The sequence below is a fragment of the Papillibacter cinnamivorans DSM 12816 genome, from assembly GCF_900176335.1.
In the GTDB taxonomy this organism is placed as follows: domain Bacteria; phylum Bacillota; class Clostridia; order Oscillospirales; family Oscillospiraceae; genus Papillibacter; species Papillibacter cinnamivorans.
The window spans coordinates 12,366-31,968 of the sequence record NZ_FWXW01000003.1 but is presented as its reverse complement, the minus strand read 5'-3'; the positions used below and the strand labels follow the sequence as shown (position 1 = coordinate 31,968).

At 56.8% G+C, this 19,603-nt stretch carries 16 protein-coding genes; 8 read left to right on the top strand and 8 right to left on the bottom strand.

Annotated features, from left to right (window positions below; all coding sequences use genetic code 11):
• Positions 1-275: 275 nt before the first annotated feature.
• The 3 genes from rsmI to B9A13_RS05025 all read right to left on the bottom strand — a co-directional run bounded on the left by rsmI (position 276) and on the right by B9A13_RS05025 (position 2,220).
• Complete coding sequence (rsmI, locus tag B9A13_RS05035; protein WP_084233969.1) at positions 276-1,103, bottom strand: 16S rRNA (cytidine(1402)-2'-O)-methyltransferase; 828 nt, start codon at positions 1,101-1,103, stop codon at positions 276-278.
• Between the two features lie 11 nt (positions 1,104-1,114).
• Entirely contained in the window at positions 1,115-1,840 is a 726-nt protein-coding gene (locus B9A13_RS05030) for a tRNA1(Val) (adenine(37)-N6)-methyltransferase (protein ID WP_084233968.1), read from the bottom strand.
• A 209-nt stretch (positions 1,841-2,049) separates the two neighbouring features.
• Positions 2,050-2,220 carry a DUF362 domain-containing protein gene (locus B9A13_RS05025; RefSeq protein ID WP_084233967.1) on the bottom strand — a complete coding sequence of 57 codons (171 nt, stop codon included), beginning with the start codon at positions 2,218-2,220 and terminating at the stop codon, positions 2,050-2,052.
• A 472-nt stretch (positions 2,221-2,692) separates the two neighbouring features.
• Here B9A13_RS05025 and B9A13_RS05020 point away from each other — a divergent pair, with 472 nt between their 5' ends.
• From B9A13_RS05020 to B9A13_RS05010, 3 genes are read left to right on the top strand one after another with little or no spacing between them, the layout of a single operon-like run.
• Entirely contained in the window at positions 2,693-3,142 is a 450-nt protein-coding gene (locus B9A13_RS05020; RefSeq protein ID WP_084234374.1) for a CtsR family transcriptional regulator, read from the top strand.
• A 47-nt stretch (positions 3,143-3,189) separates the two neighbouring features.
• Complete coding sequence (locus B9A13_RS05015; protein WP_084233966.1) at positions 3,190-3,663, top strand: UvrB/UvrC motif-containing protein; 474 nt, start codon at positions 3,190-3,192, stop codon at positions 3,661-3,663.
• A 10-nt stretch (positions 3,664-3,673) separates the two neighbouring features.
• A complete protein-coding gene (locus tag B9A13_RS05010) occupies positions 3,674-6,133 on the top strand; it encodes an ATP-dependent Clp protease ATP-binding subunit (protein ID WP_084233965.1) in 2,460 nt (819 codons plus the stop codon).
• Positions 6,134-6,226: 93 nt separating this feature from the next.
• Here the strand turns inward: B9A13_RS05010 and B9A13_RS05005 are convergent, their stop codons facing one another.
• A complete protein-coding gene (locus B9A13_RS05005; RefSeq protein WP_084233964.1) occupies positions 6,227-7,525 on the bottom strand; it encodes an acetyl-CoA hydrolase/transferase family protein in 1,299 nt (432 codons plus the stop codon).
• 435 nt (positions 7,526-7,960) lie between these two features.
• Here B9A13_RS05005 and B9A13_RS05000 point away from each other — a divergent pair, with 435 nt between their 5' ends.
• From B9A13_RS05000 to B9A13_RS04985, 4 genes are all read left to right on the top strand, one after another.
• Positions 7,961-8,437: a hypothetical protein gene (locus B9A13_RS05000; protein WP_084233963.1), complete on the top strand. Its 477-nt coding sequence runs from the start codon at positions 7,961-7,963 to the stop codon at positions 8,435-8,437.
• Between the two features lie 285 nt (positions 8,438-8,722).
• Positions 8,723-9,961 carry an S-layer homology domain-containing protein gene (locus B9A13_RS04995; protein WP_084233962.1) on the top strand — a complete coding sequence of 413 codons (1,239 nt, stop codon included), beginning with the start codon at positions 8,723-8,725 and terminating at the stop codon, positions 9,959-9,961.
• Positions 9,962-10,275: 314 nt separating this feature from the next.
• The gene (locus tag B9A13_RS04990; protein WP_200809686.1) at positions 10,276-12,093 is read left to right on the top strand and encodes a CvpA family protein; all 1,818 of its coding nucleotides are present in this window, start codon (positions 10,276-10,278) and stop codon (positions 12,091-12,093) included.
• A gap of 213 nt (positions 12,094-12,306) precedes the next feature.
• Entirely contained in the window at positions 12,307-13,557 is a 1,251-nt protein-coding gene (locus tag B9A13_RS04985) for a M14 family metallopeptidase (protein ID WP_084233961.1), read from the top strand.
• A gap of 363 nt (positions 13,558-13,920) precedes the next feature.
• Here the strand turns inward: B9A13_RS04985 and B9A13_RS04980 are convergent, their stop codons facing one another.
• The 4 genes from B9A13_RS04980 to B9A13_RS04965 are packed head-to-tail and all read right to left on the bottom strand — an operon-like array spanning position 13,921 to position 17,889.
• On the bottom strand, positions 13,921-14,655 hold the full coding sequence (locus B9A13_RS04980; RefSeq protein ID WP_084233960.1) for a sugar phosphate nucleotidyltransferase: 735 nt from the start codon (positions 14,653-14,655) through the stop codon (positions 13,921-13,923).
• Between the two features lie 12 nt (positions 14,656-14,667).
• Positions 14,668-16,641, bottom strand: a complete 1,974-nt coding sequence (locus B9A13_RS04975; protein WP_143806892.1) for a hypothetical protein — start codon at positions 16,639-16,641, stop codon at positions 14,668-14,670.
• Positions 16,616-17,512 carry an ABC transporter ATP-binding protein gene (locus tag B9A13_RS04970; RefSeq protein WP_084233958.1) on the bottom strand — a complete coding sequence of 299 codons (897 nt, stop codon included), beginning with the start codon at positions 17,510-17,512 and terminating at the stop codon, positions 16,616-16,618. Before B9A13_RS04970 ends, B9A13_RS04975 begins: the two co-directional genes overlap by 26 nt.
• Entirely contained in the window at positions 17,509-17,889 is a 381-nt protein-coding gene (locus tag B9A13_RS04965; protein ID WP_084233957.1) for a GntR family transcriptional regulator, read from the bottom strand. Before B9A13_RS04965 ends, B9A13_RS04970 begins: the two co-directional genes overlap by 4 nt.
• A 502-nt stretch (positions 17,890-18,391) precedes the next feature.
• Between B9A13_RS04965 and B9A13_RS04960 the strand changes: the two genes are divergently transcribed.
• Positions 18,392-19,570, top strand: a complete 1,179-nt coding sequence (locus tag B9A13_RS04960) for an acetyl-CoA C-acetyltransferase (protein WP_084233956.1) — start codon at positions 18,392-18,394, stop codon at positions 19,568-19,570.
• Positions 19,571-19,603: the final 33 nt, after the last annotated feature.

The following is a 19,603-nucleotide window of genomic DNA, read 5'->3' as shown; positions in this document are numbered from 1 at the left end:
TTCGGTTTCCGTGCAAAAAGTGAGCAATGCCTGAAAGCACATGCCTGAAACGCTGGATTTCCGCACCGGGTAGGAAAGATGACATAGAATGTGATGGCTGTGTGAAAACACATTTCCTCCAAATTATACAGATAGTAATATACGGTTAAATGGCCGTACATAAGCCTGGCAGGTCGGAATTAGATAAGCGGTTAACAGCGACAGATGCTTGAGCGGCCTGAAAATATGAAAAGCCCTTTCCGATGGCAAACGCCGGAAAGGGCTGTGTTTTTTTTTCAGTGATTCAGACTGGCATAATAGAGCGCGTTTTTGGGAAGCCCCGTCTCTTCCGAAACTTGCCGGGCCGCGTCCTTCAGGGAAAGACCCTCGGACCGGCGCTGCAGCACCAGCTCCGCGCCCTCCTCCAGGGTCAGGGCCGGATGGCTGGGAGGAGAGGCTCCTTCCACCACAAGCACAAACTCCCCCCGGGGAGGAACAAAGGAGAAATACGAAAGAGCTTCCTTCAAAGTGGTCCGGAGGATCTCCTCGTGGAGCTTGGTAAGCTCCCGGCAGACGCTTATCCTCCTGTCTCCCAGCTCCGCCAGAAGATCCGTGAGGGTGGATACCAGCTTGTGGGGAGCCTCGTAGAAGATCATGGTCCGGGTTTCGTCCCCGAGAGAGGCAAGATGCTTTTTCCGGCTTTGCCGGCTGGTGCTGAGAAATCCCTCAAAGGTGAAACGTCCCGTGGGAAGCCCCGAAACCGCGAGGGCGGAAATGAGCGCGCAGGGCCCCGGAACGGCCGACACGGGGATCCCCGCCTCGGCGCAGAGTACCACGAGATCCTCTCCCGGATCGCTGACGGCGGGAGTGCCTGCGTCGGTGACAAGAGCGCAGCTTTCTCCGCTTAATAGGCGGTCCCGGATTCCCGGACCTGCCTCCGTACGGTTGTGGGCGTAATAGCTCACCAGCTTTTTTTTGATGCCCAGGTGATTGAGCAGCTTAAGTGTGACCCGGGTATCCTCCGCCGCGATAAAATCGGCCTCTTCCAGTGCCCGGACTGCGCGGGGGGAAATATCGCCCAGATTCCCGATGGGCGTTGCAACAAGATATAAGGTTCCCGGCATAAGGTTTCACCTCAGTTCTGTTTTCGGCGGTAGATGGCTTTTACCTCGTCGGTTTCCGTGCCGTCCGGATGGAGCAGCACGAGATCCCGCTCCAGCTTCAGACCCGGTTTTCCTCCCCGGCGGCCCTCCGCCAGGATCAAAGAAACGGGACCGCCGGACCGGTGCCGGACCATGCGCAGCCGTTTCGGTTCGATCCCGTGCAGCCGCATGGCCCAGAAAAGATCCACCAGGCGCTCCGGGCGGAAGACCACAGCGAACCGCCCGCCCCACCGGACCAGGCGGGACGCGGCGGCGCATACCTCGGTAACGGTGCAGCTTCTGTCGTCCCGGGCTTCGGCGATGGTGTCCTCCGCTTTTGAAAATCCGCTGTTTTTGGGGAAATAAGGCGGATTGGAAACCGCCAGGTCGTAGCTGCCGGCTTCCGGCAGCTCCTCCGGATTCCGCAGATCGGCTCTAATGAGGCGGACGGAATCCGCAAGCCCGTTGAGGGCGATGTTCCGCGCCGCCAGCGAAAGGGCGGATTCCTGAATGTCGATTCCGTCGATCCGGAGATCCGGGCACCGCGCGGACATCAGAATGGGCAGGACCCCGGTTCCGCACCCCAGATCGCAGACGCGGCAGCCGGCGGAAAGAGCCGGAAAGGCGGCGAGCATGGCCGAATCGGTGCCAAGCTTGAAGTGGCGGTCGTCGGAGATCAGCCGGAATCCTCCCGGCCAGAGCTCCTCCACATGTTCCATGCCTTCCGCCCCCCTCCCTTGTCCTTCTTCCCGCGAATCACAAGTATCATAGCACGAAAGCCCGAATCACCGCAACAGCAGCATCCGGCGGAATGAAATTTTCCTGCTGCCCTAAGATAAGGATGCCCGTTTTTTACAGCACCCAACGTCTTTCAGATGGAAAAACGCGCCGCAGGCACAAGCCTGCGGCGCGTATGTAAGGATCTTGCTCAGCCCTGGGAGATTGCACCTACCGGGCAGGTATCGGCGCATGTCCCGCAGTCAATGCAGGAATTGGCGTCGATTACGTATTTGTCATCCCCTGCGGAAATCGCGCCCACGGGGCACTCGCCCTGGCAGGAACCGCAGCTGATGCACTTGTCACTGATCACATATGCCATAGAAATACACCTCCCACTTTGTTACTGTCTGCTATTCTACCACGAAATCGGGAAAAAGCAAGATTCTTTCCCAAAACAGGGGAATATTTTTTGCTCTTGCGGGGATACTTGGTGAATTGACGGGAGGAGTGACGGTATGAGACGAGATTATCTCGACACGATGGAGACCGCCGGGAGTCTGGTGCCGGATCTGAGCAGGGCTCCCAGCAGCCATCCCCATTCTCCGAGACGCTTGGAATCCCCCTTAACCGCTGAAACGGAAAAGCACAAGGATCGGGAAAAAGGAAAGCGGAGAAAAGAGAAGCAAATGCAAGGATAAGGGAAGCGGATGGTGGGATTCGCGCTATTTGGTCAGAGAAGGTTGAAAATGATAATTGACCGAAAACGGAAAATAGATTAAACTTAGAATAGTCAAACAATGTCAAAACGGGTTCCTCCCGGTAGGGAAGAGCCGCACAAAGGAATGACGATCATGGGAATCAGTGATTTGATTGCGGATTTTATCCAGGATGCCCTTGCCCAGACGGACGGTGTTCTGGAACTGCAGCGCGGGGAGCTGGCGCAGAAGTTCAACTGTGTGCCCAGCCAGATAAACTACGTGATGTCCACCCGGTTTTCCCCGGAGCACGGATACATTGTGGAAAGCAGGCGCGGAGGCAACGGATACATCCGCATCACCCGTGTCCGCCTGGACCGAAAGACCATGCTGATGCACGCCATCAATGCCATTGGGGACGAGATAGACGAGTGGAGCGCCTGCGCCATCTGCTCCAATCTTCTCTCCGGCGGAGTGATAGAGGAACATATAGCCCAGATCATTGTTGCCGCGGTGAGCGACAAAGCGCTTCGATCGGTGCATACCGAGGAACGCAATCCGCTCCGCGCGGATATACTTAAGAGAATTCTCATTCATGCGGTGTGAGGAATCGGCGTATCCTTCAATGATCGGCTGCCCAAGGAGGGATTGTAATGCTTTGCCAAAATTGCGGAAAACACGAAGCGGTATTTCATTATACCAGAAACATAAACGGAACGATCAGTGAGCAGCACCTCTGCGAGGACTGCGCGGCCCATTTCAATGCCGCCTCCTGGACGGGACGGGAAGAGGACCCGACGCTCAGCGCCATTTTGTCCCAGTTTACCGGAGGCTGGCTTGTGATACCCGCCATCATCGCCTCCAGGAATGTGGAAGGCGCGGCGGGGGAAATCCCGGAAGCCAAACGGCCCGGAGATCCGGACCGCGCGGAGAAGCAGGTCGGGACGGCGGACCATACCATCCCGGAGGCGGTGGCTGAAAAGCTGAAGGCCCGCAGGGAGCTTCAACTGCTACACCGGCAGCTGCAGGACGCCTCGGACGCCCAGGATTACGAGCTGGCCGCCGAACTGCGGGATAAGATCAGACAGTTGGAAAACAAGGGAGGAAGTACTCCCGCGGAAAAATGAGGGATACGGCATGAATGAAAATAGATTTACACGCAGAGCGCAGAACGCTCTTCGCCTGGCGCAGGAAGCAGCCGCCGAGCTGGGCCACGGCTATGTAGGAAGCGAGCATATCCTGTTGGGTCTCGCCAGGGAAAAGGAGGGGATGGCCTGCCAGACCCTTCTGGAAGCCGGACTCACGGAAGAGATGATCCGGGACACCATTGCCGAGAGTATCGGCGTCGGTGCGTCGGGCTCCTCCCCCTCCCAGGGGCTGACGCCCAGATCCCGCAGGATCATTGAACTGGCCATGGCCGAAGCGGCTCAGATGGGCCGCGGTAACGTGGGCACCGAACACCTGCTCATGGGAATCCTCCGGGAGGGAGGCGGCATCGCGGCCCGGATCATCGAAGCCGCGGGCGTGGACCTCCGGGAGCTGTACGCCAGCACCCTTGCCCAGGCAAGGGGAGGCAGCGAATCCTCCGGTGAAGAATCCTCCGAGAAAGATCAGAAGACGGAGGGTGAGGGGAAAAACAAGGCCCTGGAGGACTTTACCAGGGACCTGACGGAAGCCGCCCGCAAGGGAAAGCTGGACCCGGTGATCGGAAGATCCAAGGAGATCCAGAGAGTGATCCAGATCCTCAGCCGCCGCACCAAGAATAACCCCGTTCTCATCGGGGAGCCCGGTGTGGGCAAGACCGCCATCGCGGAAGGCCTGGCCGAGAAGATCGTAGCGGGCGACATTCCGGAAACCCTGCGCAATAAAAGGATTCTCACCCTGGATATGTCCGGCATGGTGGCCGGGACTAAGTACCGGGGTGAATTTGAAGAACGCGTGAAAGCGGCCATCAAGGAAGTCAAGCGTCTGGGGAACATCATTCTCTTCATCGACGAGCTCCATACCATCGTGGGAGCGGGAGCGGCGGAGGGAGCCATCGACGCCGCCAACATTATAAAGCCCGCCCTTGGGCGGGGAGAGATTCAGGTGATCGGAGCCACGACCCTGAACGAATACAGAAAGTACATTGAGAAGGACTCCGCCCTGGAGCGCCGGTTCCAGCCCATTCAGGTGGGCGAGCCCAGCCCGGAGGAGACCCTGGATATTCTAAAGGGCCTTCGCTCAAGATACGAGGCCCATCACAAGCTGACCATCGGAGACGGCGCCCTTCAGGCGGCCGTGACCATGTCCCGCCGGTATATCAACGATCGGTTCCTGCCGGATAAGGCCATCGACCTCATCGACGAGGCCGCCTCCCGGGTGCGGATGGAAAACTTTACTTTGCCTCCCGATATCAAGGCCATGGAGTCCCGGCTCAAGTCCACGAAAGCGGAGAAGGACGCTGCCGTCCAGGCCCAGGACTTTGAAAAGGCCGCCCGGCTCAGGGACATTGAAAACAACCTTCGCGCCCAGATCGAGCAGGAGAGAAAGCACCAGAGAAGCCTGCGCAGCGAGGTCCGGGAAGAGGATATAGCCGCCGTGGTTTCCCTCTGGACCGGAATTCCCGTGACGAGGCTCACCGAGGACGAGGGGACCCGGCTTCTGAAAATGGAGGAGACCCTCCACCGGCGGGTGGTTGGCCAGGAGGAAGCGGTGAAAGCCGTTGCCCGGGCGATACGCCGCGGCCGCGTGGGGCTCAAGGATCCCAAACGGCCCATCGGCTCATTCATCTTCCTGGGACCCACCGGCGTCGGCAAGACCGAACTGAGCAAGGCCCTGGCCGAGGCGATGTTCGGGGACGAAAACGCCATGATCCGTGTGGATATGTCCGAATATATGGAAAAGCATACCGTCTCCCGCCTCATCGGTTCTCCGCCGGGATATGTGGGTTACGACGAGGGCGGACAGCTCACGGAAAAGGTAAGGAGAAAACCCTATTCGGTGATTCTCTTCGACGAAATCGAAAAGGCCCATGAGGATGTGTTCAACGTTCTCCTGCAGATCATGGAGGACGGCATCCTGACGGACGCCCAGGGCCGGCGGGTGGACTTCAAAAACACGGTGATCGTGATGACCTCCAACGTGGGGGCCAAAAACCTCACCGAGCACAAGCGTCTGGGATTTGCCCAGCTGGAAGAGGGGGAAAAGAGCGAAAAGGCCCGGTTTGAGGAGATCCGCAGCGCGGTGATGAGCGACTTGAAGCGCACCTTCCGCCCGGAATTTCTAAACCGTGTGGATGAGATCATCGTCTTCCATCAGCTCACCAAAGAGAACATCCGGGAGATTGCCCAGCGCATGCTCTCCGTGGTGGAGGGCAGGATTTCCGAGCTGGGAATTACGCTCCGGGTGGACGACGGGGCGCTGGACGTCCTGGTTAAGACGGGGTTTGACCCGGTCTTCGGAGCCCGTCCACTCCGCCGCGCCATCCAGAACGCCATAGAAGACACCGTCGCCGAGAAATATCTCGACGGGTCCCTGAAGAAAGGGGATACGGTGATCGCGAAGGCGGACGACGGAAAAATCGTATTTGCCCCGGCGGAACACGCCGTGGTGTAAAAGAAAGCCGGCGCCTGAAATACAGGCGCCGGCTTCATTTTAACGAAAAGGAGAGCCGCTGTGTAAGGCGGCTCCCCTTTTTATGAATCCGAATTACCAGAGCATGAGCTTTTCCGCGTCGGCCTTCAGCTGGGCACGGAAATTGGGGTGTGCGATGGCTGCCAGATTGTTGACCCTTTCGCGGACGGTTCTGCCCTTCATGGGAGCAATGCCGTATTCGGTGACCACATAATCCAGGTTGTTGCGGGAAAGCGTGACCACGGAACCCAACGGAAGCTGGGCAGAAATGGTGGAAATGGTGTCGTTCTTGGCGGTGGACTTGAGGGCGATGATGGAGCGGCCGTTCTTGGAGTGGATGGCGCCCACGGCGGTGTCGTTCTGCCCGCCGGTTCCGCTGTACTGCAGGGAGCCCACCGATTCCGAGCAGACCTGCCCGGTGAGGTCCACCGCGAGGCCGTTGTTGATGGAGACCATATTGTCATTCTGGGCCATGACCCAGGAGTTGTTCGTATAGGAGCCGTCCATGATCATGATGGCGGGGTTGTTGTCAAGAACATCGTACAGTTCCTTGGAACCCAGGGCAAAGGTGGCAACGATCTTTCTCGGGTGCAGAGTCTTCTTTTTCCCGGTGACGACGCCCGCGTCCACAAGATCGGCGATCACGCTGGTGATCATCTCCGTGTGCACGCCCAGATCGTGCTTGTCCATAAAGGCGGCACCCACGGCGTCGGGAATGGCGCCGATGCCCAGCTGGATGGTGTCCCCGTCGTTCACCAGCGTGGAAACGTATTCCCCGATGGCCTTTTCCTTGGGCCCGATGGCGCCCTTCGGAAGGGTGGGGATGGGAGTGTTGACCTCGACGACATAGTCCACGTCGCTGACGTGAAGCTCGTTGTCGCCGAATACGATGGGCATGTTGGGATTGACCTCGACAATGACAAGGTCGGCGTGCTCCAGAAGAATTCTTTCGTGGACCATGCTAAGGGACATGCGGAAGTATCCGTGCTTGTCCATGGGGGAGACGGCGCCGACGTATACGTTCATGCCGTTGTGGGAGATCCACCGGGAGGTGCCGTCGTGAAGATGGCCGGGCATATAAGTTAAAAGGCCTGCCTTGTGTGCCTGACGATTGGTTTCCATCATGAAATTGGACTGCACATCGAAGGTGTCTTTATACGCGGGGTTGTTCATAAATTCGTATTTTGCCAGGTTCAGTGAGGTAAAGACCTTGATTCCGGATACCTTGCCCTGCAGCTTGTGCAGATTGCCCAAGAGCGTAAAGGGTTCGTTTCCTGCAAATGCCGAACTGATGGAGTATCCGCTTTTGATATGGGAAAGCGCTTCGTCTACGGAAACTACCTTAGAACGGTATTCCGCCTGATAATTGGCCATTCGTATTCCTCCATATAATTTTAAGTTTATAAAAAAAACTATAACATAATTCGACATAATTGAAAAGAAATATCTTTCATCGGCGTGCTCCGAATTTATACGGCAGAGCGGTTTGCGGCAGAATATCCGTAAGGCGGGCGAAAGACCGCGCATATGCTCTCTCTTGGAGCATGCGCTGAGATCTTAATAATATGGCGTCGGAGACCCGGCGCAACAAATTATATCATAAACGGCGGTTGCGTTTATGATATAATAGCCGCAAAGCGGTTATTATACCGGGCAGGACGGCGCGGTTTGCTCCCGCCTTCCAGGCGGAAGCGCGAACGATGCCATATACCACGAAACGCGTTGCGCTTGTGGTATAATGGACTGAAAGGAAAGAGCGTAAAGAATGGAAATGATACGCCTGCATGAAAAGAAGGAGGACGTATACATATGAAAACTCGTTATATGATTGCTTTACTGGCCGTTTCGGCCGCAGCGGTATTTGCCCTGTCGGCCTGCGCGCCGTCGGCCGCCACTACTCCCTCGCCCACCGCTGTCGTTACCCCGGAGCCGTCGCTTACGGCGAAGCCCACAGAAACGCCGGCTGCGGTGCCGGCTTCCGGCGCCGATTCCCCAATTGCCGTGTCATACCTGGCGAGCCTGGGAATAACCGCCGGCGATTTGAAAGCCGATCTGATGGCCCATCCGGAGTTGATCCCCTTCGGCGGCGTTCTGGGCGGTACTCCCGCCTTCCTGCCGGATGAAACCGTGATTCTCAGCGAGTCCTGGGTCTACGCCAGAGCGGAGGACGGGCACGTCGCCTGCTCCATTTTGTACCGATACACCGTCGGAGAGGATAAGTCCATAACCTGGGCTCTGGTGGGATACGACCTGGGTGACGGCTTTGAAACGGAACCGACGGCGTAAAAACGGAATCGAAGCGAAAAATAAAAGGCTGGAGATGTGTATTCTCCGGCCTTTTATTTTGTCTGTGGCAGCTTCTGGATATTGTTCTGGAAAAAATCCATTCTCCGGCCAAATACAAAACGGTATGGCTCCATGGTATAATTTGGAGCGGTCCTAACCGAAGGTTTTTCGGCACAAATCAGAACGAGTGTGCTATAATGATACCAAATTGTAATAATTTGATACGACATTGTTATAATTTAGGGAAAAACGGATTTCCCAATCCAACTGTCAGGAGGAAATGCAATGAGGACAAAACGAAAGCTGCTGCTGGTGCTTTCCTTTGCCCTGGCGGCCCTGATCCTGTCCACTCCGGCTTCCGCCGTTCGTTCCAAATATTTTAACGACGTGGGAGAGAATTATTCCTGGGCGGCCGATGCGGTGGACAAACTGTACGAGGCCTACGTGGTCCAGGGGGCGGGGGGCGGAATGTTCCTGCCCGAGACGCGGATCACCCGGGCCGATTTTATGCTGATGCTCGTCCGGGCCTTTGATCTGGAAGGCGGAACGGAGGAGAATTTTTCCGACGTTTCTCAGGACAGTTATTACTGCGAAGCTGTCCTGACGGCCAAGGCGCTGGGAATCGCCAAAGGTTCCGGGGGGATGTTCAGCCCTTCCTCCGGCATCACCAGGCAGGACGCTATGGTGCTGGTGAGCCGGACGTTGGCGGCGGTGGGAGCCTATCTGCCGGAAACGGAAGATGCAACTGTGCCGGAGGACTTCTCGGATTTCGACAGTGTGTATCCCTATGCTCTGGACGCGGTGACGGAAATGGTGGGCGGCGGAATGATTCAGGGAAGCGGCGAGCTGCTGAACCCGGAGGGCACCATGGGCCGGGCGGAGGTGGCGACCTTCCTGTACCGGGTGATGGAAGCGGCGGGATTTCTCGGCGGGAACTCCTTTTCCCGCGGTGTTGACAAAGAAACGCTGGCTGCGCTGGACCTGACCGATTCTCAGGGGAGCGCCCTGGGGACAGTCCTGGAATATGTGGGCGCCTCCATGCTGGACAGCGGCTATACCGTCATAGACGGAACCCCCTCGCTGAAAACAGCCACGTGCGTTCTTTACTCCGTGGCGGAGGGAAGCCTGTTCGAGGGCCTTGTGACGAATACGGATTCGGTGACGGTTACCGACACGCAGCTGGGAGAGATTTACCGCTCGGTTTTCGCCGTGGGAGATCTGAACAAGGACGCTTCCGGCAACTATCAGTATGACGCCTCCTCTTCCGGCGGCGTCGTGACACGGACCGGAGACGCGGTGGTGTTCACGCGGAGGACGTCTCTTAAAACGACGGTTTGGGTCCAGATTTATCACGGTGAGGCGACCGCGGAAGGCGCGAAGGTGTGGTGCATTCTGTACGCCTCTCCCAACACCGGCGGAGACCCCATCTATTACGGCCGGGCGCTGGTCTTCCTGAAAAGCGGGAACGGAATCGGCGGCGGATATCTGGTGGATTCCTGCGAGATTTATAAAGACGGCGAATAAAAATGTTTCATACATAGCGAAGGAGGCCTTCCGCCGTTGGCGGAAGGCCTCCGAGGTTTAGCGGAGATAGTTCCGTTCTTTTCACAGGCTTCCCTTTGGCTGAGGATGGATTGGTTGCGCATTTTTCGGGAATACGGTATAATAGTATTCTGCAGAAAAGTCTAGGCTTCGGGTCCGGCCCCGGTGTGGCAGACCGAAGCGGCGCGGTACAGGACACGGCGTTCCTTCCCCGTACGCTGGCGCTTCGGAAACGGTTCCGGCACATCCGCCGGAGCGCTCAACGATTCCTCGCCGGAGAAATGGAGTTATTCTTTATGTTCAGTCAGGCAAATGGGTTTCACTTCGGATTCGGCAAACGCGACAGCGCCCGCCCGACCCGGGAGCAAAAGCCCGCGGGTGGCCCGGCCGCTTCCGTAAAGAGGACGCTGATCAATCTTCTTGTTACGGTGGTTATCGGCGCTGTGTATTTCTATGTGAACCTGCCCCCGCTGAATCTGCATTCTGTTGATTTTTACGGCTTCATTTTTCTCCTTTGCGTGATTTATACCGTCAGCGCCCTGCTGACCTCGGGATTTCAGACCGGCGGAGGCTTCCGGGAATACGGTGCCTTTGTGAAGCAGCAGTGTATGGTTCCTCTGGTGGTCGTCGTGGCCCTCATCCTTGTTTTCATCGTAGGTACGGTGATTTCCGTTCCCCTGTTTCGCGCCGGGTCGTATAAAGATTTGATTTCCGTCGCTCAGGGGGATTTTACCGAGGATGTGAAGGAGATTTCCTACGACAAGATCCCCATGCTGGATAAGGATTCGGCGGAAAAGCTGGGAGACCGTAAAATGGGCGAGCTGTCCGACATGGTCAGCCAGTTTGAGGTGGCGGACAACTACACCCAGATCAACTACAAAAACCGCCCGGTCCGCGTGACTCCCCTGGTGTACGGGGATATCATCAAGTGGTGGAACAACCGTTCCGAGGGGATCCCCGCTTACCTTATCATCGATATGGTAACCCAGGGGGTGGAGGTGGTCCGTCTGCAGGACGGCATCAAATACACCACGGCCGAGCATTTCAGCAGGAACCTTTACCGGTATCTCCGTTTCCGGTACCCGACTTATATGTTTGACGCGCCTGTTTTCGAGATAAACGACGACGGGGAGCCCTATTGGATCTGCCCCAGGGTGGAGAAGACCATCGGGCTTTTCGGCGGAACGGATATCTTCGGCGCGGTTCTGGTAAACGCCGTTACGGGTGAGTCTGTGTATTATCCCAAGGAGGAGGTCCCCGCCTGGGTGGACCGGGTGTATACCGCGGAACTGATCATTGAGCAGTACGATTATTACGGGCTGTACCGCAACGGGTTTTTCAATTCCATCTTCGGGCAGCGGGGAGTCACCGTCACCACCGACGGGTATAACTATATCGCGATGAACGACGACGTGTACGTCTACACGGGCATTACCTCCGTTACCGGGGACCAGTCCAACATCGGCTTTATCCTATCCAATCAGCGCACCAAGCAAACGACCTATTACAGTATACCCGGCGCGGAGGAATACTCCGCCATGTCCTCCGCGGAGGGCGTGGTGCAGCATTTGAACTACGTGGCCACCTTCCCGCTGCTTCTGAATATTTCCAATCAGCCCACCTATTTCATGGCCCTGAAGGACAACGCGGGCCTGGTGAAGATGTACGCCATGGTGAACGTGAGGCAGTATCAGATCGTGGGGACCGGGCAGTCGGTTGCCGAGTGCGAGCGGGATTACGTTTCCCTTCTGGTGGAAAACAACGTGACACAGGAGGAGTCGCTGCCCCAGAACACCGTGACGGGAACGGTGGCGGAGATCCGAACCGCGGTCAAGGACGGTAATTCCTACTATTATATCCGGCTGGACGGCAAGTCGGAATATTACGTGATATCCGCGGAGGAAAGCGAAGCGGCGGTAATCCTGAATGTGGGCGATTCGGTGCAGATCGAATATGACGGGCAGGCCACTGGGGAGCTTCGCAACGCCTATTCCATCACCCGTCTGGACGCGGGCGTGTCCCAGCCGGCTCCGTCCGCGTCTCCCGCACCGCTGGAGACGCCTTCGCCCTCCGTTACCCCGGCCCCGGAAGTTTCCCCCGCCGCCGCGGCCTGAAAATGATAGGATAAACCCTCTCCTCTCGCCGGAAATATGCCGGGGCGGGGAGAGGGTTTATTTCATGAAAAATACGAAACGGACTGTAAAACACACATGAACGGGACCGGAGCGGAATAGATATGAAAAGAGCCGGGAATCCGGCCGGGCGGAAGCATAACCCGGCGGTAAAATCCGACGGGAGGTGATGGTACGAGGACGCTGAAAACAGGAATGTCGGGCACCGACGTCATGGAGCTGCAGGCGCTGCTGAAAAAGATGGGGTACAATCCCGGCGAGGTGGACGGACTCTTCGGCGGGGACACCAGACAGGCGGTAATGCGTTTTCAGCGGGACATGGGGCTGACATCCGACGGAATTGTGGGTCCGAAGACCCGGGAAGCCTTAAATCCTTTTTACCTTGGATATCTGCAGTATACCGTAAAACCCGGTGACACGTTTTATAATCTGGCAAGAAAGCAGCGGGCGGACCTGGACCTGGTGCTGGCAGCCAATCCCGGCGTGGAGCCGGGCAATCTTCAGGTGGGGCAGAAGGTGATTTTGCCCTTTCCCTTTCCGGTGGTGGACACCAATATTTCCTACACCTATGAGGGGATGGAAAGAGACATTCTGGGCCTGAAGGCGCGCTATCCCTTTCTGGAAACAGGGGTCGCGGGCAAGAGCGTTCTGGGGAAAAACCTCTATTACCTTCGCCTGGGCGCGGGCTCCAATCAGGTTTTTTACAACGCTGCCCATCACAGCCTGGAATGGATCACCTCGCCCCTTCTCATGAAATTTGCCGAGGATTTCCTGAGAGCCTATGCCCTGGGCCGTACGCTGAAAGGGTATGATCCCAGGGAGATCTGGAACATCAGCAGCATATACCTCGTTCCCATGGTCAATCCCGACGGAGTGGATCTGGTCCTGAACGGCCTCAAGCCCGGAAACCCCTACTACGAGGATCTGATCCGCTGGAACGGCGGCAGCGACGACTTTTCCTCCGACTGGCAGGCCAACAACCGGGGCGTGGACTTAAACCACAATTACAACGCCGCCTGGGAGGCCTCCAAGGAAGCAGAGGCCGCCCTGGGCATCACCGGCCCCGGCCCCACCCGCTATTCCGGCCCCGGTCCGGAGTCCGAACCAGAAACTCGGACCATGGTGGCCTTCACCCGGGACCACGACTTTCGCCTGGCCATCGCCTATCATACCCAGGGCCGCGTGATTTACTGGAACTTCATGGACCTCGCGCCGCCCGAGGCGAAGATCATCGGTCAGCAGTTTGCCGCTGTCAGCGGCTACACCCTGGAAGTCGCGACGGGGATCGCCTCCTACGCCGGCTATAAGGACTGGTTCATCCAGGAATACCGGCGCCCCGGCTATACCGTCGAGGTTGGTCTCGGGAAAAATCCCATCCCCATTTCTCAGTTCGACACCATCTATAAGGAAAATCTGGGCATATTGCTCCAGGGCTCAATCATCTGAGCTGCGCTTACTATGATATCCTCCTGATTACTGATACTGACCCCAAAACGCCGGGAGAGCTTGCTCTCCCGGCGTTTTGGGGTCAGTGTCCGAAAACCCGTCGTTCTTTTCGCCGCCGGCGAAAAGCTTTTGCGGATTTTGCGTTGCGCTCCGTGACCGGAATCCGCAAAAGATGAAATCACAATGCAGCGCGGGAATTCACTTTCCGCGTAGCATACTTTGCGCGCCTTTTCAAAGGCGCGTTCCTTCTTACGTTTCCGTCGGAAAACAGAGTTTTTCGACGGTTTCCCCAAAACGCCGGAAGAGCTTGCTCTCCCGGCGTTTTGGGGTCAGTATGTGAAAATCTGCGGTATAGTATCTGAATCAGGCCTTCCTGCGGCGAATTTGCTCCTCCACCTCCCGGAGCTGGTCCGGCGTGTTGACTCCCAGCATTTCCTCCTCGCCGCAGGCTTCGCAGATGCCTACGCGCCCCCCCTCGCTCAGGATGAGGGAAGGCACGTCGGTGAGATAGTATTCCCCTTGAGCATTGGAGTTTTTAAGCCTCGGCAGGGCGGAAAAAAGCGTTTCGGCGTCGAACACATAGACCCCGGAATTGAGCTCCCGGATCTCCCTTTCCTCGGCATTGCAGTCCTTTTCCTCGCGGATGGCGAGAAAACGGCCCTCCCCGTCCCGGATAACGCGCCCGTACGGCAGAGGATGCTCTGCCCTCCCGGTGAGGACGGTGCAGAGATTGCCCTCCTCCAGATGGGTCCGAATAAGGGCCTGATAGGTGCTTTTTTTCATCAGGGGCATGTCTCCGCAGCAGACCAGCACGGGGCCCTGATACCCGGCAAACAGGCCGGATGCCGATAAAACGGCGTGCCCCGTTCCCAGCTGCTCTTTTTGCTCCGCGAACCGATAGCCGGGAAACGCCGGAATGACGTTCTCCTTCCGGTATCCCACCACGACTGCGATCTCCCCCGGCGAAAGAAAATCCAGCTCCTGCAGCACGTAGGACAGCAGCGGCCGGCCGCAGGCGCTGCGCATCACTTTGGGAAGGGGAATCCCCTCGGTCTGCAGGCGCGTTCCCTTGCCCGCCGCTAAAACAATTGCCTTCATACAGCCTCCGTGTTAATCGATGTAGTATTTCTTGTTCCATTCGGTTCCGGCGGAAACCCCCTTTACGACCAGCGGGGAATCCGGATTCACAATCCCCAGTTTCTCGAGGGCCTCGATGGTGTGCTCGGAGCCGGTTTCCGGCCAGATGGTGACGCTGTGGCTTTCATATTTGCCGCTGCTGTAGGTCCAGCCGGGATATACCCCGCTGAAATACAGTTCGATGGGGTTGTCGTATACGGCACTATAATACTCCTGATTGTCAAGGAGGTAAAGCCTGCCGATGGCGTTCTCCTTCCTGTCCGCCATAACCGCGTCATAGAGGGCCATTGCCTGCTCCCGGCTGATTTCGGTGGTTTGCCTGCCTCCTGAGAAGCCCACGGTGCCCCCCGTGAGATCTTCCGCTGAAAAACCGGAAGGAAAGAGACCGGAAAGAACGCCGCCGTCCGAGTTGATCAGCTCGTCAAGCCGTCCGGCGAAGCCGTCCGGATCCGAAAGCCCCCCGGTGGTGACGGGGAGGGTGTACTGCCGGCGCACGGTGTTCCCGTCGGTAAGCGTGTAGAGAATCTGAAGCGTGATGAGGGAAGATTCGCTGCCGGAATAAAAATTCGTGCTGGTATATTCCGCGGCTTTCGGGGAGTAGTCCGCCCCGCCTGCGTAGTACTCCCGTACTGACTGCTCGATGGATGCCTTGGTTTCGACGATATCGCCGTGCAGCGCGATTGCGGCGCGGATTTCCTCCTGGTCCTCAAAAAGAAGCTGCCCGGTATAGTAGGGAAAAGTACTGCTGGGCAGCAGGGAAACGGACTGGACGGATTCCGGGGAAGGCACGGCTCTTTCATACCCGAAGAAGTCGTATTCCAGCGCCGTGGTGAAGAGGACCAGCAGAGCGGAAAAAATCAGAAACCCTTTATAGCTTTGTCCGAATACCCGAAAGGACTTTCGCAGCAGCATTTCCGAGGCGAAATACCCCACGAATCCCAGAAGAAGCATGCACAGCAGCAGGATCCAGGGGTTAAAGAAGGCGTAAGAGGGAATGGAGGAGGAGATAAAGTAGTAGAACATTTGCCCCAAAGCCAGAGCCGCGCAGGCGGAGACCCCGAATTTGAATACCGGGCGCATACCCCGCACGGAAACCAGATCCCCCGCGGACTCGCTTCTCCTGATCTGATACACGAAGAGAGCGGCGGCAATGAGGATTAGGGCCACGGCAAAGTAGTAAACGAGAAAGCGCCAGTTGCCCGGAATGTAGCCGATTACCTCCCCATTAACCCCGCCTGAGCCTTCCCGGTAGATTGCCTGGGGGGAAAGACCTGTGAGGAGCTTCGCCGCCGGAGAAAAAGCGAGGGTAATGAAGTCGGAGTACCGGTTGGAATACCCGAACAGGAAATCCCCCAAAACCGAACGGATCAGATATTCTATGGCGGGAGTAAGAAAGCTGAGGACCCCGTAAAAAACCGGCAGGGCCAGGATATTTCCAGTAAACATGCCGCAGAAGACGGCAAAGGAATAGAAGAATACGGCCATGGCGGTGACGGCGCCCAGCCAGACCAGCAGCGGCGCGGGAGAAACGAAGCCGGCCCCGGCTTCCACAAGCAGCGCCAGTACGAACAGCACTGCGTGGGGGATGAGGAAAAAGCAGAGCCCCGCCAGATAGTTGGAAAAGAAGAGTCCTTCCCGGCGGATAGGCAGCGCGTGCATCATCCCCGCGCTTTTCGGAGAATACAGATAGGAAAAAACAGCCATGGCGGCAACGACGCCGAAAACAAAGGTCATGATCACGCCGCCGTACTGAATGATCCGATAGATGTAAGAGGCGAGGGCGAGACTGTCGGTTGTCATCGTGCTGTAAGGGGAAAACAGACTGTTTCCCAGAGCGATGGGAAACAGAAACGCCCAGATCAGGGTATAGATCGCCCAGATGGGCCAGAAACGGAAGAACGACCTTGTAAAAACCGTCCGGTTAAAGAAGGATGTCTTTAACCGCATAGTCCGCACCTCCCAGCTCGTAAATAAAAATTTCCTCCAGCGTCAGCGGAACGGCGTCCATGAGAATGGGTGCGTATACGGCAAGCCGGTTGGTGGCTCCCGCGGGAGTGTCCCGGATGATGAGAGTGTAGATCCGCCCCGTTCTGCTTTGATGGAGGATCTCCAGATCGGGCGGGAACTCCGGTGCGTCCCCCTGGAAGACCACCTGCATTTTTACCACGTTTCCCTGAAGATCGGCCAAAGACCGCTCCAGGAGAAGCTTCCCGTGGTTGAGGATCCCCACGTGATCGCACACGTCCTCCAGCTCCCGGAGATTGTGGGAGGAAACCAGCACCGTCATGCCCCTGTCGGCGGCGTCCGACAGAATGAGGCTCCATACCTGGCGGCGCATCACAGGGTCCAGTCCGTCCACAGGCTCGTCCAGGATCAGATAGTCCGGCCTGCAGCATAGCGCCAGCCAGAAGGCCACCTGCTTCTGCATGCCCCTGGAAAGACGCCGGATGCTCTGGGTCTCCCGGATGCCGAACACCTCTTTGAGAGCCCTGTACCGCTGCGGGTCAAAAGCGGGATAAATCCCCCTGTAAAAACGCATCATATCTAGGACGGAGGCCTGGAGGAAAAAATACAGTTCGTCCGGTATGCTTGCGATGCGGGACTTAACGGCGAGATTTTCAAACACCGGTTTTCCGTCAAACCGGATTTCTCCGGAATCCGGCCGGTAGATTCCCGTGAGATTGCGGATCAGCGTGGATTTCCCGGCGCCGTTGGGTCCCACGAGGCCATAGATGGAGCCGCCGGGCACCGACATGGAAAGACCGTCCAGAGCCCGGAAACCGTCGAAGCTTTTTATAATGTTTCTTACTTCGATCAAACCTGCTCTTCCTCCTTTTTTCCGGATATCCCGGCAATTCTGCCCGAGAGTTCTCCCGGCTCTATCCCCCAGAAAAGAAGCTCCGCCGCCGCTCTGTCGAATTGACAAAACAGCTCGGGCAGTCTTCCCGTGCCCGTCTGCACCTGCCTGCAGGCAAAGGAGCCCTTTCCGGTCACCGTGGAGACGTAGCCTTCGCCCTCCAGCTCCGTGTATGCCCGCTGAATGGTGTTGGGATTGATGGTGAGCGCCGCTGCCAGGCGCCGCACGGAAGGAAGCCTTTCCCCTTCCGGGATCGCCCCGGATATCATCAGCCGGCGCAGGCCGTCCTTGATCTGTTCGTAAATAGGCCGGGAATCCCGGTAGTTGAGCTGTATCATTGCGCTGCCTCCCCTGCAGTGTTGGGCTGTCGACTGTATTATAGGATGTAATACGGTAAATATATCACCGCCGCAACGGCGCTGTCAACGAAAAGCCCCGGAGAAGCCTGCGGCCGGCTTATAATCCAATATCTGCAAGACATATATTTTTTATCATACAGGCTCAAGTATTTTACACTTTGCACAAAACAATTTCTGCCATTTTTGAGTTTTCTTCCGCCGTGATTTGAAAATGCAGGAGTTGGATCAAAAAGCGGCATAATAAGTGGAAGAATGCCGCGGAAAATAGAATAATATGAAGGAGGAATAATAAAAAAATTCAATGATGCCTGTCCGGACCGCAAATAAAATATGAATAATTTAACAAGAAAACCGACTGAAAAGCAAGAAAATGGGATGATTCATGCCCGAAACCTTACAAAGCGGGAAAACTGTAAGGTTGACGTTTGAAAAATGCATGTATATAATAAAATCAACCCAAAATATAGTAGGAGGTTTTACCATGAAAGAAGTCTATATCGTTAGCGCAACCAGAACAGCCATCGGCTCTTTTGGTGGCACCTTGAAGGATGTATCCGCCATTGAACTGGGTACAGTTGTTATGAAGGACGTTCTAAAACGTGCCAACGTTTCCGCCGATAAAGTGGACGAAGTGTTCTTTGGAAGCGTGGTTCCTGCCGGTCTTGGCCAGAATATTTCCAGACAGTGTGCACTCAATGCGGGCCTTCCCATCACCGTTCCCTGCACGACCGTTAACATGGTTTGCGGTTCAGGCATGAAGAGCGTGGTGGAGGGAGCCCGCACTATTATGGCCGGGGATGCCGATATCGTGATGGCAGGCGGCACGGAGAACATGTCTGCCGCTCCTTATTATGTACCCGCCGCCCGCTGGGGCGCCCGCATGGGCGACACCAAGATGGTGGACTCTTTCGTGAAGGATGGACTTTGGGAAGCCTTCAACAACTACCACATGGGTATGACGGCTGAAAACGTTGCCGAGCAGTGGGGCATCACCCGCGAGATGCAGGATGAGTTCGCCGCCCGCAGCCAGCAGAGAGCCGTTGCCGCTATCAAGAGTGGACGGTTTGAGGAAGAAATTGTTCCCGTCGTCATTAAAACCAGGAAGGGCGAAGTGGAATTCAAGGTTGACGAGTATCCCAAAGCCGGCACCACCGTTGAAACCCTTGCAGGCCTGAAGCCCGCCTTCAAAAAGGACGGGACCGTCACCGCCGGCAACGCTTCCGGAATCAACGACAGCGCAGCCGCGATCCTCCTTGCCTCCGGCGAGAAGGTCAAAGAGCTGGGCCTCAAACCCATGGCGAAGCTGATTGGCTACGGCCAGGCCGGAGTGGATCCCAAGATCATGGGCATCGGACCCATCGACGCCTCCAAGAACGCCCTGAAGAAGGCGGGCCTCACCGTCAAGGATATGGATCTTGTGGAAGCCAACGAAGCTTTCGCCGCTCAGAGTCTGGCCGTTGTAAAGGATCTGGGACTGGATCCCGAGAAGACCAACGTCAATGGCGGCGCCATCGCCCTTGGCCACCCCATCGGAGCTTCCGGAGCCCGGATCATTGTTACCCTGCTGTATGAAATGAAGAAGCGCGGCAGCAAGAAAGGCCTTGCCACTCTTTGCATCGGCGGCGGCATGGGCATTGCCACCATTTACGAAATGTGCTGAATGAACTGCCGGGTACGACGGCGGTAATCCCGA

Bases quoted from the DNA above. Each gene is read 5' to 3' on its own strand.
- B9A13_RS04990 (WP_200809686.1), top strand. From the start codon at position 10,276: ATGTTCAGTCAGGCAAATGGGTTTCACTTCGGATTCGGCAAACGCGAC.
- B9A13_RS04975 (WP_143806892.1), bottom strand. From the start codon at position 16,641: ATGCGGTTAAAGACATCCTTCTTTAACCGGACGGTTTTTACAAGGTCG.
- B9A13_RS05025 (WP_084233967.1), bottom strand. From the start codon at position 2,220: ATGGCATATGTGATCAGTGACAAGTGCATCAGCTGCGGTTCCTGCCAG.
- B9A13_RS05020 (WP_084234374.1), top strand. From the start codon at position 2,693: ATGGGAATCAGTGATTTGATTGCGGATTTTATCCAGGATGCCCTTGCC.
- B9A13_RS04960 (WP_084233956.1), top strand. From the start codon at position 18,392: ATGAAAGAAGTCTATATCGTTAGCGCAACCAGAACAGCCATCGGCTCT.
- B9A13_RS05000 (WP_084233963.1), top strand. From the start codon at position 7,961: ATGAAAACTCGTTATATGATTGCTTTACTGGCCGTTTCGGCCGCAGCG.
- B9A13_RS04995 (WP_084233962.1), top strand. From the start codon at position 8,723: ATGAGGACAAAACGAAAGCTGCTGCTGGTGCTTTCCTTTGCCCTGGCG.
- B9A13_RS05010 (WP_084233965.1), top strand. From the start codon at position 3,674: ATGAATGAAAATAGATTTACACGCAGAGCGCAGAACGCTCTTCGCCTG.
- B9A13_RS04980 (WP_084233960.1), bottom strand. From the start codon at position 14,655: ATGAAGGCAATTGTTTTAGCGGCGGGCAAGGGAACGCGCCTGCAGACC.
- B9A13_RS05015 (WP_084233966.1), top strand. From the start codon at position 3,190: ATGCTTTGCCAAAATTGCGGAAAACACGAAGCGGTATTTCATTATACC.
- B9A13_RS04985 (WP_084233961.1), top strand. From the start codon at position 12,307: ATGTCGGGCACCGACGTCATGGAGCTGCAGGCGCTGCTGAAAAAGATG.
- B9A13_RS05030 (WP_084233968.1), bottom strand. From the start codon at position 1,840: ATGGAACATGTGGAGGAGCTCTGGCCGGGAGGATTCCGGCTGATCTCC.
- rsmI (WP_084233969.1), bottom strand. From the start codon at position 1,103: ATGCCGGGAACCTTATATCTTGTTGCAACGCCCATCGGGAATCTGGGC.
- B9A13_RS05005 (WP_084233964.1), bottom strand. From the start codon at position 7,525: ATGGCCAATTATCAGGCGGAATACCGTTCTAAGGTAGTTTCCGTAGAC.
- B9A13_RS04965 (WP_084233957.1), bottom strand. From the start codon at position 17,889: ATGATACAGCTCAACTACCGGGATTCCCGGCCTATTTACGAACAGATC.